Raw genomic sequence first — 15,601 nt, forward strand, 5'->3', positions numbered from 1 at the left:
GCGTCTCCCTTGCGATTCACTTGTCTGCCACCAGACAGGGTTTCGCACCGGGGCCGGACGCGCCGTGCGATGCGGGGCGCCGACGCAGGCTCAGTCCGGCGTGAACCACCAGTGTCGCGATGACCAGCGCGCCGCCATAAAGCGTTGACGTTGCGGGTGTCTCGTTCAGGAAATACCAGGCCCACAGCGACCCCAGCACGCTTTCCAATAGATAGAAGAGCGCGACTTCCGCAGAGGGCAGATAGCGGGTCGCGTTATTGATCAACAACGTGGCCAGCGGCATCTGGATCAGGCCCATGATTGCCAGCGCCCAGTAGCTTGTCATCTCCAGGCCCAACGGCTCGGCCTTGGGCCAGGCGATCAGCGCAGCCGCCAGGCCGCCGAGCGCGATGAGGGGCATCCGTTCGATGGCGGGGTGGCGGCGCAGCAGGGTGAGATTGGCGCCCACTGCTGCCGAGGACAACAGCGCATAACCGTTGCCAGCCAGATCGGTAGCGGTGAAGGCTCCGGCGAAGACCACCATGATCCCCAGCGCTGCCACGCCGATGGCCAGCCAGGTGTGCAACGCCACCGACTCGCCCAGGAAAAAGCGTGTGAACAGGGCGGCGAACAGGGGCGCCGTGCTGAGCACGACCACCACGTTGGCCACCGTTGTATGAATGACCGCGAGCACGAAAAAGATCGAAGTAAAGGCCAACAGCAAAGCCGAGGCGGCGCTGATCAGCGGTTGTGCCTTGAGACTCGCCCGGCTTTTCGCAGACAGCGAGAACGCACCCAGCGCCAGGAACATCAACAGCCCCCGCCAGAACACGATGCTCCAGCCATCGGCGTGTGCCAGGCGCACCAACAGGCCATCGAAACTGAGTACGACGATGCCGCTGCTTACCAGAAGCAGGCCGCGCGCTGAATCGTTCAATCGTGGGTCCTCCGTTACCGCTGCCGGCGCCTGTCGTTGCCCTGGCGCGGCCTCGCTCTAAGCCGCGTCCGGACGCTGCGGCCATGATGGCGGCTTAGTTCGCCAAGCACCTGCCCAGAAGCGCCCCGGCGCACTGCAGTTCGCGACTTCAGCGGCTGCTATTGCTTGCCCCGCGGCGTGGGAGCTGATCCGTAAGCGGCCGTTTTGGCCGGAGCATGTCACGCCGTCAGATCTCTCCCCACAAGCGCCTCGAAGGTCAAGTTATCCGTTTTTGCGGCTGATAAAGATTCGCATATACGAGCCGTTTCGCATGGCCCTATAATCCGCGACTTCTTTTTTGAGGCGGCCAGACATGGGCGTTCTTGAATCCCTCCATCACTACCTTGCCGAACCGCTGATCGAGCAGTTTCTTGGCGTTTTCGACCTGAACGGCCGCCTTGGCGTGCTGTTTCTTGCCATCTCCTACGCCACCGCTTATGGCCTGTTTCGCTACCGATCACGCCGCGGCCTGACTGACGCACCCTCGTTCTGGCAGTTCATCGGTGGGAATAGGGTGCACCTGCACCGTTCGGCCTTGCTCGATTACCGCTATTACTTCGTGCGTGGCGTCATCAAGGTATTGCTGGTGGTGCCCATCGTGGGCCTGGTCGACCCCTATATCCTCCGCTCAGGCGACTACATCAGCTTCTTCACCAACCTGTGGGGCGAGCGGCCCCAGGTCGGGCACAACCTGTCGCTGGCGCTGCTGTATGGGCTCGGCGTATTCCTGATCAGCGACTTCACCCACTACTGGGTTCATCGCGCCTTTCACTGCAGTTGGCTGTGGGAGTTTCACAAGGTCCATCACTCGGCGCCGGTGATGGTTCCGCTGACAGCGAGCCGCGTCCATTTTCTGGAAAAAGTAGTCGGCAGGCTCGTCGATCTGGTTTTCCTTGGCGCCTATGCCGGTGCGTTCTGGTATGCCTGCGGCGGGGAGATCAGCCGCTACACCCTGTTCGGCGTGACCTATCTGGTATTCATCTTCAACGGCCTGGCCTCGAACCTGCGGCACAGTCATGTGTGGCTATCATTCGGGCCGCGACTCGAACACATCTTCAACAGCCCAGCCCAGCATCAGATTCACCACAGCGATGCGCCGCGGCATTTCCACAAGAACTTCAGCACCAACCTGTCGTTGTGGGACTGGATGTTCGGCACCCTTTACGTCACCAGCCCAGTGCCGGAACGAATCGAATTCGGCACCGCCGAACGCGACTCGCACCGCTACCTGACGCTCTACAGCCTGATCGTGATGCCCTTTGTGGATACAGCACGCAAGCTCGTATCCAGCCGCCGTCCCTTCACCACGCCAGACAGCGCACCCGACGCCTGAGACTGGCGTTGGCTTCTGTCCATCGCGGGGCGAACGGCGCGGCTGGGTGGCTAGACGGATTCGACCTGCCTCTGCTGATGGGAGCTCACCGGCGCCCTGAAAAGCGCCGATTGCAGTTCCGCAACCAACACATCCACCTCGCGTTGCGCCTGCTCTACCGAGGCCGCCAACACCTCGCCCCCGGTTTCCTGCCCTTCAATCGCGATCTGATGGATGCGGGTGATGCCGATGAAGTTGAGCGCCGTCACCAGGTTCGGCTCCAGATTGTTCATCTGCGCCATCTCGCCACCAGGACCGTAGCCGATGCCCCCGCGGGCGGTGAGGATGACCGCGTGCCGTGGCCGGTCGGCCAGCAGCGGTACGTAGGGTTCGGGTAGTTTGGTTTCGTCGATCTCAACCGTCCTTCCTGGGCGCACGATGAGGTCGACCCACGCCTTGAGCGCGGCCGGCATGCCGAAATTGTAGAAAGGCGTCCCGATGACCAGTACATCGGCCGCGATCAGCTCATCGACCAGCCGGTCGCTCTCGGCCAACGTCTCCTTCATCCATGCTTCACGATGATCTTCAGGCGTGAAGGAGGAGGCGATCCAGTCGTGGCTGATGAAGGAGGGCGGGTTCTGGCCGATGTCCCGATAGGTCAGGCTGTCCTGCGCGCGATGGGCGCGCCATTGGCTGACGAAGCGGTGGCTGAGATGACGGCTGTGGGAGCCGTGCTCGTCCTTGCCGGCAAAACCGGGGCGGGCGCTGGCGTCGAGGTGCAGAAGGTGTGTCATGGTGGGTCTCCTGGGTGACTGAATTCATCTGTCATTCGCGGTAGACCCAGACTAGGTCTAGGCTCTGTGGGCGACAAACGACCATTTCTTCCAGTTACAGGTGAGGAAAACTCAGCCATGGCGCACCGCTGGTTACCCTCCCTTTCCGCCTTGCGCGCCTTCGAAGCGGCGGCACGGCACGAAAGCGCCAAGCAGGCTGCCGAGGAATTGAACGTTACCGCCACGGCCATCAGCCACCAGATTCGCTCGCTTGAAGAATCCCTCGGCGTGGCGCTGTTTCTACGCAAACCCAGGCAGCTGGAATTGACCGCTCAGGGGCGTGAGCTGCAACAGACGCTGGAGACCGCGTTCGACAGCATCAGCGCCACGGTCGACCGCCTCAGCGCCGGGCCCTGCCGGCAGGCGATCACCCTCAGCACCACGCCGGCCATCGCCGTGCGCTGGCTGGTGCCCTGGGTCTGCCTGCTGCGCGATTCCCATCCGGATATCGACCTGCGCTTCCATACCTCGCACGAGCCGGTGGCGCTGGATGGCCTTACGGCAGACATGGCCATCCGCTACGGTGACGGCCGCTGGCCCGGGCTGGTGGCGGAGAAGCTGATCGACAACACCTTCGTCCCTGTCTGCAGCCCATTGCTCGGCCTGCGTGACGCCGTCGACCTGCCCAACCATCCGCTGATCCACTTTCACGCACGGGGTGCCGCCTCCGCGCCGATACATTGGGCGGCGTGGCAAAAGCTCGCCAAGGTGTCGGGGCTGGACGTCAGCGCCGGGCTGGTTTTCTCCGACGAAACCCACGCCATCTCCGCCGCCATCGGTGCCCAAGGCGTAGCTTTGATGAGCCGGCAGTTGGTCGAGGATGAAGTGAAAGCAGGGCGGTTGGTGCAGCCGTTTGGGCCGGAGATGGCGGGCAAGCCGTTTCATCTGGTCTATCCGGAGAGCCGTCGGGACGATCCGACGGTTCTGGCGGTAAGGGAGTGGGTGATGAAGGTGCCGGGTGGGTTGTGTGAGGTAGGGCGCTGATACCGGCAACGCCGAGCCACGCTACCCGAGGCTCAACCGTAGGGTGGAATACGGCGAAGCCTTTTCCACGCGTATCTTCCAGGCCACTTGCTAGCTGCCCACCTTCCGCCTCGCTAACGAGCAATGAGGCGGAGGAAGACGCGGCGCGGTGTTATCGCGCCTTCACGACCGTTGGGCGCGGTACCCTGAGCTCGCTCCGCAGGCCGATGACGATGCTGACGCACATCAGCAGCAGCACGAAGGTGAATGGGAAGCCGGTTGTCACCACCATGGACTGCAACGCCTTGAGGCCTCCGCCCAACAGCAGGGCGATGGCGACCAGACCTTCGAAAATGCACCAGAACACGCGCTGAGGGATGGGCCCGTCGTCCTTGCCGCCAGACGTGATGGTATCGATGACCAGTGAGCCGCTGTCCGATGAGGTGATGAAGAACACCGCCACCAGAACGATGCCCAACAGGGACATAGCCTGAGTGAATGGCATCACGTCGAACATGGCGAAAAGTTTGACCTCCAGCGCCGCATCCGCCACAGCGCGATAGCCGTCATTGATGTACTGGTCGAACGCGACCCCGGAAAAGATCGACATCCAGAGAATGCAGACGGCTGACGGGACGATCAGCACGCAGATCATGAACTCGCGCACCGTGCGGCCGCGACTGACCCGGGCAATGAACATCCCCACGAAGGGCGACCACGACACCCACCATGCCCAGTAGAACGAGGACCAGCCTTGTGCGTAGTTCTCGTCTTCACGGCCAAAGGGCTGCGACAGCGCCGGCAGATAGGCGAAATAGCTGACCACTGAGTCCGCGACTCGCTCCACGATTGCGCCAGTCGGGCCAAACACGCACACGGCGATCAGCAGTACGAACGCCATGATCATGTTTATTTCGGAAGCCTTCTTGACGCCCCCCTCAAGCCCGCGCAGAACAGAAACGGTCGCGATGCCCGTAATCAGCGTGATCAACACGATCTTCGTCGTGGCAGACACGGGCACGCCGTAGAGGAAGAACAGCCCAGCATTGATCTGTTCGGCGCCAAGCCCAAGCGAGGTCGCAAGACCGAAGAGGGTCGCCAGCACCGCCAGTATGTCGATGGCATGGCCGACCCAGCCCCAAACCCGCTCTTTGAAGATGGGATAGAACGTAGACCTAATGGCCAGCGGCAGGCCTTTGTTGAAGGCAAAGAGCGCCAGCGCCAGCCCCACGACAGCATAGATCGCCCACGCCTGGAGCCCCCAGTGATAGAGCGTGGCGGCCAGCCCGAGCCTGGCCGAGCCCTCGACATCGCCGGGCACCCCCCCGAGCGGTGCCCAGCTGTCAGGGCTCCCGGCATCCGGCGCGACCGAGCTTACAAAGTGCGTCATCGGCTCACCGACGCTCCAGAACAGGAGCCCGATGCCCATGCCCGCCGCAAACAGCATGCAGAGCCATGCCAACAGCGAAAAGTCCGGCTTCGAATCAGGCCCACCGAGCCTGACCTTGCCGTAGGGCGAGAGCGCAATAGCGACGGCGAACACCAGAAAGATGTTGGAGGCCAGGATGAAAAGCCAGTCGAAGCGGACCGTTACCCAGCTCATCGCAGCGGTGAATATGCCGGTTGCGAGTTCCGGGAACGCCAGCGTGAAGATGACGAACACAATCGTCATCAGCCCGGAGATCGCAAAAACAGGGTTATGGATGTCGACCTCAATGGGGCCGATGGTCGTGACCAGATTGTCCTGACCAATCTGGTAGTCGGTATCGATCAGGTTCCCGCCTGCCGCCGGGCTTTCACTGCTATCGGCCATGCTTTACCTCCACTGATGATCACAGCTATCCATGCGCGCTTTCCATCCCTCGGGCTGCCTCTTACTGCTGCGGCCCGGATTGACGAGGCGGCGACTGTCGAGACCCAAGGATAGTCACGATTCTGGCGATCCGTGGTTTCGCCTGCTTCTCCAGATCCTCATGGGTGCCTCGGGGCCACTTGTCAGCAGATCGAGACAGAGGGCTTCGCATGCTCCCAGGGTGCCTCCCAGAAGCGGCTCGGGTGCTGCGGTTCGCGAGGTTAATGTCTGCGCGGCTTAGGTGGTGAGCTAGGAGGAAACGTGAATAACCTGCAGAGAGGGCCTCGCAAAAGTCTGTCCCCTTTGTTCAACGTGCCGGGGCCGGACGTCAGCGCCGGGCTGGTCTTTTCTGACGAGATCCATGCCATCTCCGCTGCCATCGGCGCGCAGGGCTTGGCGCTGATGAACCGTCAGTTGATCGAGGACGAGGTGAGGGCAGGGCGGCTGATGCAGCCGTTTGGGCCGGAGATGGGAGGCAAGCCGTTTCATCTCGTATACCCCGGAAAGCCGTCGGGATGATCCGACGGTTCGGGCGGTGAGGGTGGTGCCAGGTGGGTCGTGTGAGGTGATGCTGTTGTAAGCGGCGCCAGAGGCGCTGTTACTAGCCTAAACGGGCGGCTCTAATCTGACATCCCAGCCGTCGCTCAAAGAAAATCTCCAACGCCGCTACCCAGTGAACATCTTCCCGATCCTTTGCTGAGAAAAGCATCAGCCTTGCTGATTCGTCATGTACCAACGCGGCCATTAACCCCGCTGTGTTGTCTCTTATATGTTCAAGAGCGCGCTTACGTGCATTTGTCAGGTGTCGTCCTACTTTGATTGCAGCACCGGGTCGCCAGAATACATAGACGCCTGGATTGGAGATATACGGTTCGGCCGATTGCTTTGCTTCTGAGAGAGCTACGTCAGTCACTTGGAATTTGTTAGCTATAGAGCCGAATTCCTGGTGAAACAGATCAGTGATGGTCGTAATTTGCATATGTCCTTCCTCAGATGAACAAAAGGGTAAGCATGGTTGGATAGGCAAACGGCTGCTCGACAAAAACCAATCTGCAGAATGTATCTATTGATGGCAATAATGACTCAAGCAACGCACCGCTACGTGAAACGGAACCACAATCGAGCGGAGCGCAAAGAAGCAATCCGTCCACTCCTTTGAGCTGCGGGAGGCTACTGCACCACCGCTGCATGGGACGCCATTCTGGCGTTTCTAAGATGATGGCTTTCATTGATCTTTGATTGTCAGAGCAGAGCTGATCAAACCATCGCCCAGCAGCGTGGGTATCTAAACTAGTAGAAACGAGCCATAGCCCGTCGGGTTGTAATTGAAGGCATCGCGCGTCGTAAAGACGGGCTTCGGATCGCAGGTTCAGTTCGGGACGCATCTTGAGTACCTCTGATGGATTCTCAAGAACTGGCTCGGTTGTTTTCTAAGCGCCCCGGTACAGTTTGACCTGGCATCAGCGAAGCGAAGCTGCGCTGTTTTCTAAACCGCAGCTTTGCCTCGCACTATCATCGGACGGCCTGCGCGAGTTCAGACTTCCAACGCCGCTGGCCATAGGAAGTACGGACCAAATTTTGGGCTCATGCGAAACTCGCCTCCAGCTTCCTTACCTTTTTCGGTCAGGTAGTTCTTGCCGTCGCGAAGCTCAAGCAGCCCTTGGCTTAACAGCTTTTCGAGAAATTCGGGCGTCTTCAGCCCTAGCTTTTGCGCCATTTTTGAACTGGTCAGCTTGTTCACGCTGTCGTCTGTTTCAGCGGCTGGCTCACTGTCCTTGGCCACGACCTCTAAGGAGATACGTACTTCATCGCTGATGCGGATAATCCGTTGGGCTTCTTCGTAGGCGTCACGGTAAAGGTCAGTGTCGTTCTGCCGGTCGATGAAGATACCCATCTCGTTGTTGTTCACCTGGCTGAACTCGTAGAGGTTGAGGCTGGTGATGATGCAGCTCTCTTCGTTCAGGTAGCACTTCGCGTGCAGGTTCTTGCAGAAGCTCGTGCGGATGTAGCTAAGTCCTTTGAGCCAGTTGACCTCTTCGGGTTGCAGCTCGCTTTTTCCATACACAATCCGAACATCGATTTTCAGCCGATCCTTGTCTTCCAACAGCTCCTTGATCCGCTCATTGAGCCGCAGGAACGGACTGATCAATATCAGGCGGTCTTTGGCCGTCTTGATCATCTCTTCCAAGTAGTAGTTTGTTGCGCTGGTATTCAGGAACTTGGCCACAAGGCCCTCCATGGTGGTGGCTAGCGAGCGGGCGATTTCACACGCTTTATCTGGAGCGTGCAAGGCAGGGATATTCAGGCAGTGCCATGCGCGCTTGTAAGAACTTCGTTAAGTGGGCATCTCGTTTCGTGTGGTCCTGCACTTCGGAAATTGCGAGCAGCCCCAGAACTGGTTGCCGACATCCCTTCCTCGTTTTGCTACGCGCTGAACCATCGGTGCCTGACAGGTGGGGCAGCTAGGTTGTGCTGCGCGACGGGGTTGGACGAGTGGGTCTGATGAGACCGATGTAGCCTGGTAAGGCGTTTTGATAGTTGTGGGTTGCGAGTTTCGACGCGCCGCAGTCGCTCGGCTTTGACGAATCATGTCGTTCAGTTCGGCGCCTTCGATCAGTTGTAGATTCTTGCCCTGGGCGAACGCCTTGGCATCCTCGGTGAACCGACCGGAAACCACGACGAATCCGCCTTTTGCCCCCTCGGCTGCCATGACGCCGAACAGTTCACGCACTACGTTCACCTGAACCAGCTGGCGGCGCCATTGTTTGCATTGCACCAGGTACTTTTCGCCGTCTTTTAACAGCACCAGATCGATACCGCCATCGGCTCCGCCTTGGCCAGTTTCCTGAACGGTAAAACCCTTACGGCGGAATGCTTCACCAACGAGTAACTCGAACTCGTGCCAGCTGATGGATTCGAGGGTGTTTTCGTTGGTTGCTACGGAGTTGAAGAGCTTCTTGCGCCGTATGCGGCCGAAGACCGAAGCGATGGCTCCAATCACCAGCGCAGCGGGGAGCAAGTACTGCGCGGGCGCCGCTAATCCGCGCAGCATCATGCCGGGTAACTGGCTATTGAATTCGGCAGGATTCGCGAGTGTCGGCATTGGAGATGTGGCGACGCTGTGGAGCCACAGGTACGCAATGAGCGCCAGCGGCAGGGTGACCCACCAAGGCAACAGAGCAGCAAGATCAATCAAATCTTCAAAAGGGGTTTGCTTGCGGCGGCGTGCCATATCGCGTCCTTGTGATGGCTAAATGATTGCGCCGAGCAATGTGCCGGTGGACGGGGTGATCGGCAAGCGGTTTGTGCGCTTGGGTGACCGTCGGCGGTTTGGCTAACGTAGGGTGGAAAACGGCGAAGCCTTTTCCACGCGTGCCTTCCAGGCTACCTCGCTGTCTGGATATTCGTCATCTGAGTCTTTTTTTGTTTATCCAGAAATAGTTGTTATCAAGCTCGGTTTGAAACACTTTTGCGTGTGGGACTAGCGTGGAAGCTGCTTGGATTAATGATTCTTTATTTTTCGGTGTTATCCGGGCTCCAAGAAATATGCTTCGGATTGAGCTTTTGTCGAAGCTGTAGGTGCCAGGTCCTCCGTTTTGCTCAATCGTTTCTGCTATCTCGTCTAGTCGATCTGGGTTGGTTTTGAACGTTTGATGATAAAAATCCAATTCGTCGGGTTCTATTGTTCTTTTTAGAATTCTCCATTCTTTTTCGTATTGCCAGTGCTGTGATTTTGTAAGTAGTACTCGGTCAACTAACTTTTCTGGATCTGAGTTGAACTCTGCTTTTGGTCTTTCCCCGTTGTAGGTGACTTTTTTGGTGCTGTTGAATGGCGAAGCCTCTGTGTCGAAGCCGATGCATATTCCAGTGTGGTTATTGGCGTAGTGCGACCACATAAGTATGTTTAGCGGGTCTTCTGTTAAACAGAGAATGCCGATTTTTTCTCGCCATTCGGCGGATACAGGGGGCCTGAGGCGAAATATTCGCTCCACTGCTTCTTTTTCCTTCAGGCTAAGGGATTTTAGGAGCGGTGATGTGGATATATTTACTTTTGCGGATAGCTCGAAGGGGTCGTTGAATTTTGATGGTGCGGAAAAATATATTCTTCCGTTAAGTGTCTCTATAGCTCTGGAGAGTTGGGTTTCTGTCGCTGTTGAGTAGTATTTGTATAGTGTCTGTTTCAAGGCGTAACCCTAGCCCAATGAAAAAGCCCCGCACAAGGCGGGACTTCTGTTCTTACTCGCTGCCCCAATATCCATTCAGGTAAAGCGCTCTTAACTCTTCGGCGAGTAGGCCAGTATCAATCCCAGCTCAACGCCCCACCAGTCTGATACTCAATCACCCGCGTCTCAAAGAAATTCTTCTCTTTCTTCAAGTCCATGATCTCGCTCATCCACGGGAACGGGTTAGTCGTACCCGGATACTCTTCCTTCAAGCCAATCTGCGTCAGGCGGCGGTTGGCGATGAACTTGAGGTAGTCCTCCATCATCGAGGCGTTCATGCCGAGGACGCCGCGGGGCATGGTGTCGCGGGCGTATTCGATTTCGAGCTGCGTGCCCTGGAGGATCATCTGGGTCGCTTCGTCTTTCATGGCGGCGTCCCACAGGTGTGGGTTTTCGATCTTGATCTGGTTGATTACGTCGATGCCGAAGTTCAGGTGCATGGACTCGTCGCGCAGGATGTATTGGAACTGCTCGGCGGTACCGGTCATCTTGTTGCGGCGGCCCATGGAGAGGATCTGGGTGAAGCCGCAGTAGAAGAAGATGCCTTCCAGTACGCAGTAATAGGCGATGAGGTTGCGCAGGAATTCTTTGTCCGTCTCGACGGTGCCGGTCTGGAAGGTTGGGTCGGAGATGGAGCGGGTGTACTTGAGGCCCCAGGAGGCTTTCTTCGCGACGCTCGGGATCTCGTGGTACATGTTGAAGATCTCGCCTTCATCCATGCCCAGTGACTCGATGCAGTACTGGTAGGCGTGGGTGTGGATCGCCTCTTCGAAGGCCTGGCGCAGGATGTACTGGCGGCACTCGGGGTTGGTGATCAGGCGGTACACGGCCAGCACGAGGTTGTTGGCGACCAGACTGTCGGCGGTGGAGAAGAAGCCGAGGTTGCGCTTGACGATGCGCCGCTCGTCCTCGGAGAGGCCGTCCGGCGTCTTCCACAGGGCAATGTCGGCGTTCATGTTCACTTCCTGCGGCATCCAGTGGTTGGCGCAACCATCCAGATACTTCTGCCAGGCCCAGTCGTACTTGAAAGGTACGAGCTGGTTGAGGTCGGCGCGGGCGTTGATCATCTGCTTGTCGCCGACGTGAACGCGGGCGGATTCGCCTTCGAGTTCGTCCAGGCCTTCCTGGATGTCGAGGTCGTCCAGGGCCTTCTTGGCGCGGGCGACGGCCGCGGAGTCGTCAGAGGCAACGGCGCGGGCTTCCTCGACGGAGCCTGCGGCGTCCTTGTCGAGCTTGGCCGGTGCGTCGTTTGCGGCGGCAGCGGCTTGCGGGGCGGCCGGCGCGGCAGTGGTGGTGGTTTCTTCTTCGTCGAATTCGTCCCAGCTCAGCATGGCGGTTTTCCTGATTGGGGACCGGCGCGGCCGGTCGGGAATGTTTTGGGCTCTTGTGTGTGCACGCAAAAGCAGAAATTGGTGGGCGGTAGGGCCCGATGTCACCGTATTTCCGAGAGGTCGGAGCGGGAGCGGATCGCGAGCAAGAACTAGGCGTCCTCCTCGCTCCTACAGGGTCCGTGTTGCCCTCAAACCCCAGAGCAGCGCTTTTCAGCAGCAGCTCGGTGTGAGCGGTTTCCAGAGCGAGGCAGCGCTAGGCGCCTGGCATGTCGGAGCCCCTGAGCGTACGCATGTACGTGATGGGGGCCGACCTGCCGGGCAAACAGCGCGCGGTCCGCTCTGGGGACCGCGACTTTCAACTACTTATTGGCAGGCTTCGCAGTCTGGTTCATCAATCGCACACGCCTTTGGCACCGGTGCCGGACCGGCTGCCATTTCTGGCGCTGGCGCAGCCTTGGCCGGAGCAGCGCTGGCGCTGCCGTTGCCACCGCTGGAGACGGCGTTGAGCTTGCCGGTGTTGACGGTGGACTTCTCGGTGCTGGTCGCGGCCAGGGCACGGAGGTAGTAGGTGGTTTTCAGACCACGGTACCAGGCCATGCGGTAGGTCACGTCCAGCTTCTTGCCGCTGGCGCCGGCGATGTAGAGGTTCAGCGACTGAGCCTGGTCGATCCACTTCTGGCGGCGGCTGGCGGCGTCGACGATCCACTTGGTTTCCACTTCGAAAGCGGTCGCGTAGAGGTCTTTCAACTCCTGCGGGATACGCTCGATCTGCTGCACCGAACCGTCGTAGTACTTGAGGTCGTTGATCATGACCGCGTCCCACAGGCCGCGCGCCTTGAGGTCGCGAACCAGGTAGGGGTTGATCACGGTGAATTCGCCCGAGAGGTTCGATTTCACGTACAGGTTCTGGTAGGTCGGCTCGATGGACTGCGACACGCCGGTGATGTTGGCGATGGTCGCGGTCGGCGCGATGGCCATGATGTTCGAGTTACGGATGCCGTTCTTGACGCGGGCACGTACCGGGGCCCAGTCCAGGGACTCGGTCAGGTCGACGTCGATGTACTTCTGGCCACGCGCTTCGATAAGGATCTGCTGCGAATCCAGCGGCAGGATGCCCTGGCTCCACAACGAACCCTGGAAGGTTTCGTAGGCACCGCGCTCGTCGGCCAGGTCACAGGAGGCCTGAATGGCGTAGTAGCTGACCGCTTCCATGGACTTGTCGGCGAAGTCGATGGCGGCGTCGGAACCGTATGGGATGTGCTGCAGGTACAGCGCGTCCTGGAAGCCCATGATGCCCAGGCCCACCGGGCGGTGCTTGAAGTTGGAGTTCTTCGCCTGCGGCACGGAGTAGTAGTTGATGTCGATGACGTTATCGAGCATCCGCACAGCGGTGCGCACGGTGCGCTCGAGCTTGGCGGTGTCCAGCTTGCCGTCGACGATGTGGCGCGGCAGGTTGATCGAGCCCAGGTTGCAGACGGCGATCTCGTCCTTGTTGGTGTTCAGCGTGATTTCGGTGCAGAGGTTGGAGCTGTGCACCACGCCGACGTGCTGCTGCGGGCTGCGCAGGTTGCACGGGTCCTTGAAGGTCAGCCATGGGTGGCCGGTTTCGAACAGCATGGAAAGCATCTTGCGCCACAGGTCTTTGGCCTGCAGGGTCTTGTAGTTCTTGATCTTGCCGTATTCGATCAGGGCTTCGTAGTACTCGTAGCGCTCCTCGAAGGCCTTGCCGGTGAGGTCGTGCAGATCCGGTACTTCGCTCGGCGAGAACAGGGTCCACTTGCCGTCGTCGAAGACGCGCTTCATGAACAGGTCCGGAATCCAGTTGGCGGTGTTCATGTCGTGGGTACGGCGACGGTCGTCGCCGGTGTTCTTGCGCAGCTCGAGGAATTCCTCGATGTCCAGGTGCCAGGTTTCCAGGTAGGCGCAGACCGCGCCCTTGCGCTTGCCGCCCTGGTTGACTGCCACCGCGGTGTCGTTGACCACTTTCAGGAAGGGCACGACGCCCTGGGATTTGCCGTTGGTGCCCTTGATGTAGGCGCCCAGTGCACGGACCGGGGTCCAGTCGTTGCCCAGGCCGCCGGCGAACTTGGAGAGCAGGGCGTTATCGCGGATGGCATCGTAAATGCCGCCGAGGTCGTCCGGCACGGTGGTCAGGTAGCAGGAAGACAGCTGCGGACGCAGGGTGCCGGCGTTGAACAGGGTCGGCGTGGAGGCCATGTAGTCGAAGGACGACAGCAGGTTGTAGAACTCGACGGCACGGGCTTCGCGGTTTTCTTCCTCGATGGCCAGGCCCATGGCGACGCGCATGAAGAAGATCTGCGGCAGCTCGAAACGAACGCCATCCTTGTGGATGAAGTAGCGGTCGTAAAGGGTCTGCAGGCCGAGGTAGGTGAACTGCTGGTCCTGCTCGTGGTTGATCGCGGCGCCCAGCTTGGCCAGGTCGTATTCCTTCAGGCGCGGGTCGAGCAGTTCGAACTGCACGCCTTTGTCCACGTAGGCCGGCAGCGCCTTGGCGTACAGGTCGGCCATTTCGTGATGGGTGGCGGATTCGGCGACTTCCAGGAAGCTCAGGGCTTCGGCGCGCAGGGTGTCCATCAGCAGGCGGGCGGTGACGTAGGAGTAGTTCGGCTCACGCTCGACCAGCGTACGGGCGGTCATCACCAGGGCGGTGTTGACGTCGGTCTGCTCGACACCGTCGTACAGGTTCTTCAGGGTTTCTTTCTGAATCAGCGCGCCATCGACTTCTTCGAGGCCTTCGCAGGCTTCGGTGATGATGGTGTTCAGGCGGCCCAGGTCCAGCGGCGACAGGCTGCCGTCGGCACGCTTGATGCGGATGCTCGGGTGGGCTTCGACCGGTGCGTCGACGGCGCCGCGCTTGCGCTCCTGGCTACGGGATTCGCGATAGATCACGTAGTCGCGGGCAACTTTCTGCTCGCCGGAACGCATCAGGGCCAGTTCGACCTGGTCCTGGATCTCTTCAATGTGGATGGTGCCGCCGGAAGGCATGCGACGCTTGAAGGTGGCGGTGACCTGTTCGGTCAGGCGGGCGACGGTGTCATGGATGCGCGACGAGGCGGAGGCGCTGTTGCCTTCCACTGCGAGAAACGCCTTGGTGATGGCGACGGTGATCTTGTCGTCGGTGTAGGGGACGACTGTACCGTTGCGCTTGATCACGCGCAGCTGGCCCGGCGCGGTAGCGGCCAGGTCCAGCGAGCTGTTGTCGGCGTGCGGGTTCTCGCGAGTGGACTCGTTCTGCATGGGGTCTCCGGATTCTCTCTGTCTCGGTAGCACGTTAGGTGTCAGGCCTGCTTTGTGGGCGGCCTTGATCGGGTCTTGCGTGTCTCGTATTGCATGAACCATGCCCCGGCGAACCGGCTCATGGGTGACTCAAAACTGGAAACGATCCGGCACCGGGGGTGGCGAATCGTGTGTGCCGAAGCATAGTCAGGCGTTGTGAAGATCACAACCTCAAAACACAACATGTAGTGTGACGCGCTTGGCGCATGCGCTACTGCTGGGCTTGAGCAAAATCAACGTTGGGCTGTGCAGGATCGCGGTCTGCGGCGACGATCTATCGCGCCCGTGGGGGAGCGAGCCGGGTAAAAATCAGAGCGAATTTATTTTGCTTGCTTTTTTCGGCGTTTGTGTCTGTTTGGCCTTGGACACCCAATATGTGGGGTAAAAGGCGCTTGGAGCGACACGATAGTGGGGGTTCAGGCCCAGTGCAAGGCACCTGAAATGAACAACCTGTGGATAACATGTGGGTGAGCTGTGCGCGATAAGGGCGCAGCCCGCGCCGTTTCCGGCGTGCAAAGGCTTCGGATGAAATGCGGGCCCATACAGCGCTTTCGGACGCCCGGAGGTGCCTTGCGCAAAACACTATATGTGGTGTTTTGTCAAAGGCGGATTTAGCGCCATTTACGCTCAGCGAGACGGTGATTTGACGGAACTGGCTGCGCTAATGGCCTTTTGCCTGGCATAGGGCCGGCGCGGCGCTGTGGCGGTTCTGCGAAGCGGGCATCAAGGGCGTCGCTTCGACCGGTCTTTCAGGCCGCTCCGTCGTGGAGGTGCATGTCAACCGCTGCCATCTGGCGGTGCCCTGACGCTACAATGCCGGCCGGTGTATCGGGAG

The 15,601-nt window shown here is 59.5% G+C and carries 12 protein-coding genes and 1 pseudogene; 3 read left to right on the forward strand and 10 right to left on the reverse strand.

Going from position 1 to position 15,601, the window contains the following annotated elements; all coding sequences use genetic code 11:
* Positions 1–16: 16 nt before the first annotated feature.
* Positions 17–916: a DMT family transporter gene (locus ALTERO38_RS05620; RefSeq protein ID WP_148926396.1), complete on the reverse strand. Its 900-nt coding sequence runs from the start codon at positions 914–916 to the stop codon at positions 17–19.
* Positions 917–1,268: 352 nt separating this feature from the next.
* Between ALTERO38_RS05620 and ALTERO38_RS05625 the strand changes: the two genes are divergently transcribed.
* On the forward strand, positions 1,269–2,288 hold the full coding sequence (locus ALTERO38_RS05625) for a sterol desaturase family protein (RefSeq protein ID WP_159967577.1): 1,020 nt from the start codon (positions 1,269–1,271) through the stop codon (positions 2,286–2,288).
* 50 nt (positions 2,289–2,338) lie between these two features.
* Here ALTERO38_RS05625 and ALTERO38_RS05630 read toward each other — a convergent pair whose 3' ends face one another.
* Entirely contained in the window at positions 2,339–3,061 is a 723-nt protein-coding gene (locus ALTERO38_RS05630) for an FMN-dependent NADH-azoreductase (protein WP_159967578.1), read from the reverse strand.
* Positions 3,062–3,178: 117 nt separating this feature from the next.
* On the opposite strand from ALTERO38_RS05630, the gene ALTERO38_RS05635 reads away from it, so the two are divergent.
* Positions 3,179–4,084 carry a LysR substrate-binding domain-containing protein gene (locus tag ALTERO38_RS05635; RefSeq protein WP_159967579.1) on the forward strand — a complete coding sequence of 302 codons (906 nt, stop codon included), beginning with the start codon at positions 3,179–3,181 and terminating at the stop codon, positions 4,082–4,084.
* A 151-nt stretch (positions 4,085–4,235) separates the two neighbouring features.
* Here ALTERO38_RS05635 and ALTERO38_RS05640 read toward each other — a convergent pair whose 3' ends face one another.
* Positions 4,236–5,876: a BCCT family transporter gene (locus tag ALTERO38_RS05640; protein ID WP_159967580.1), complete on the reverse strand. Its 1,641-nt coding sequence runs from the start codon at positions 5,874–5,876 to the stop codon at positions 4,236–4,238.
* Between the two features lie 330 nt (positions 5,877–6,206).
* Here ALTERO38_RS05640 and ALTERO38_RS05645 point away from each other — a divergent pair.
* A pseudogene (locus ALTERO38_RS05645) lies at positions 6,207–6,495 on the forward strand (LysR substrate-binding domain-containing protein); the annotation flags it as partial.
* Positions 6,496–6,516: 21 nt separating this feature from the next.
* On the opposite strand, the gene ALTERO38_RS05650 reads toward ALTERO38_RS05645, so the two are convergent.
* From ALTERO38_RS05650 to ALTERO38_RS05680, 7 genes are all read right to left on the reverse strand, one after another.
* Complete coding sequence (locus ALTERO38_RS05650) at positions 6,517–6,894, reverse strand: hypothetical protein (RefSeq protein ID WP_159967581.1); 378 nt, start codon at positions 6,892–6,894, stop codon at positions 6,517–6,519.
* Positions 6,895–6,904: 10 nt separating this feature from the next.
* Positions 6,905–7,300, reverse strand: coding sequence for a hypothetical protein (locus ALTERO38_RS05655; protein WP_159967582.1), 396 nt, complete (start codon positions 7,298–7,300; stop codon positions 6,905–6,907).
* 149 nt (positions 7,301–7,449) lie between these two features.
* Complete coding sequence (locus ALTERO38_RS05660) at positions 7,450–8,142, reverse strand: phospholipase D family protein (protein WP_159967583.1); 693 nt, start codon at positions 8,140–8,142, stop codon at positions 7,450–7,452.
* A 108-nt stretch (positions 8,143–8,250) separates the two neighbouring features.
* On the reverse strand, positions 8,251–9,147 hold the full coding sequence (locus ALTERO38_RS05665) for a restriction endonuclease (RefSeq protein WP_159967584.1): 897 nt from the start codon (positions 9,145–9,147) through the stop codon (positions 8,251–8,253).
* 175 nt (positions 9,148–9,322) lie between these two features.
* Entirely contained in the window at positions 9,323–10,099 is a 777-nt protein-coding gene (locus ALTERO38_RS05670) for a DUF2971 domain-containing protein (RefSeq protein ID WP_159967585.1), read from the reverse strand.
* A gap of 116 nt (positions 10,100–10,215) precedes the next feature.
* On the reverse strand, positions 10,216–11,469 hold the full coding sequence (locus ALTERO38_RS05675) for a ribonucleotide-diphosphate reductase subunit beta (RefSeq protein ID WP_159967586.1): 1,254 nt from the start codon (positions 11,467–11,469) through the stop codon (positions 10,216–10,218).
* Between the two features lie 363 nt (positions 11,470–11,832).
* Entirely contained in the window at positions 11,833–14,727 is a 2,895-nt protein-coding gene (locus tag ALTERO38_RS05680; protein ID WP_159967587.1) for a ribonucleoside-diphosphate reductase subunit alpha, read from the reverse strand.
* Positions 14,728–15,601 lie beyond the last annotated feature (874 nt).

Origin of the sequence: Pseudomonas sp. 9Ag (assembly GCF_902506445.1) — a bacterium.
GTDB classification, from domain to species: domain Bacteria; phylum Pseudomonadota; class Gammaproteobacteria; order Pseudomonadales; family Pseudomonadaceae; genus Stutzerimonas; species Stutzerimonas stutzeri_AB.

What these genes read in the sequence shown, in the direction of transcription:
- ALTERO38_RS05625 (WP_159967577.1), top strand. Translation starts at nt 1,269, where the DNA reads ATGGGCGTTCTTGAATCCCTCCATCACTACCTTGCCGAACCGCTGATC.
- ALTERO38_RS05630 (WP_159967578.1), bottom strand. Translation starts at nt 3,061, where the DNA reads ATGACACACCTTCTGCACCTCGACGCCAGCGCCCGCCCCGGTTTTGCC.
- ALTERO38_RS05635 (WP_159967579.1), top strand. Translation starts at nt 3,179, where the DNA reads ATGGCGCACCGCTGGTTACCCTCCCTTTCCGCCTTGCGCGCCTTCGAA.
- ALTERO38_RS05640 (WP_159967580.1), bottom strand. Translation starts at nt 5,876, where the DNA reads ATGGCCGATAGCAGTGAAAGCCCGGCGGCAGGCGGGAACCTGATCGAT.
- ALTERO38_RS05650 (WP_159967581.1), bottom strand. Translation starts at nt 6,894, where the DNA reads ATGCAAATTACGACCATCACTGATCTGTTTCACCAGGAATTCGGCTCT.
- ALTERO38_RS05655 (WP_159967582.1), bottom strand. Translation starts at nt 7,300, where the DNA reads ATGCGTCCCGAACTGAACCTGCGATCCGAAGCCCGTCTTTACGACGCG.
- ALTERO38_RS05665 (WP_159967584.1), bottom strand. Translation starts at nt 9,147, where the DNA reads ATGGCACGCCGCCGCAAGCAAACCCCTTTTGAAGATTTGATTGATCTT.
- ALTERO38_RS05675 (WP_159967586.1), bottom strand. Translation starts at nt 11,469, where the DNA reads ATGCTGAGCTGGGACGAATTCGACGAAGAAGAAACCACCACCACTGCC.
- ALTERO38_RS05680 (WP_159967587.1), bottom strand. Translation starts at nt 14,727, where the DNA reads ATGCAGAACGAGTCCACTCGCGAGAACCCGCACGCCGACAACAGCTCG.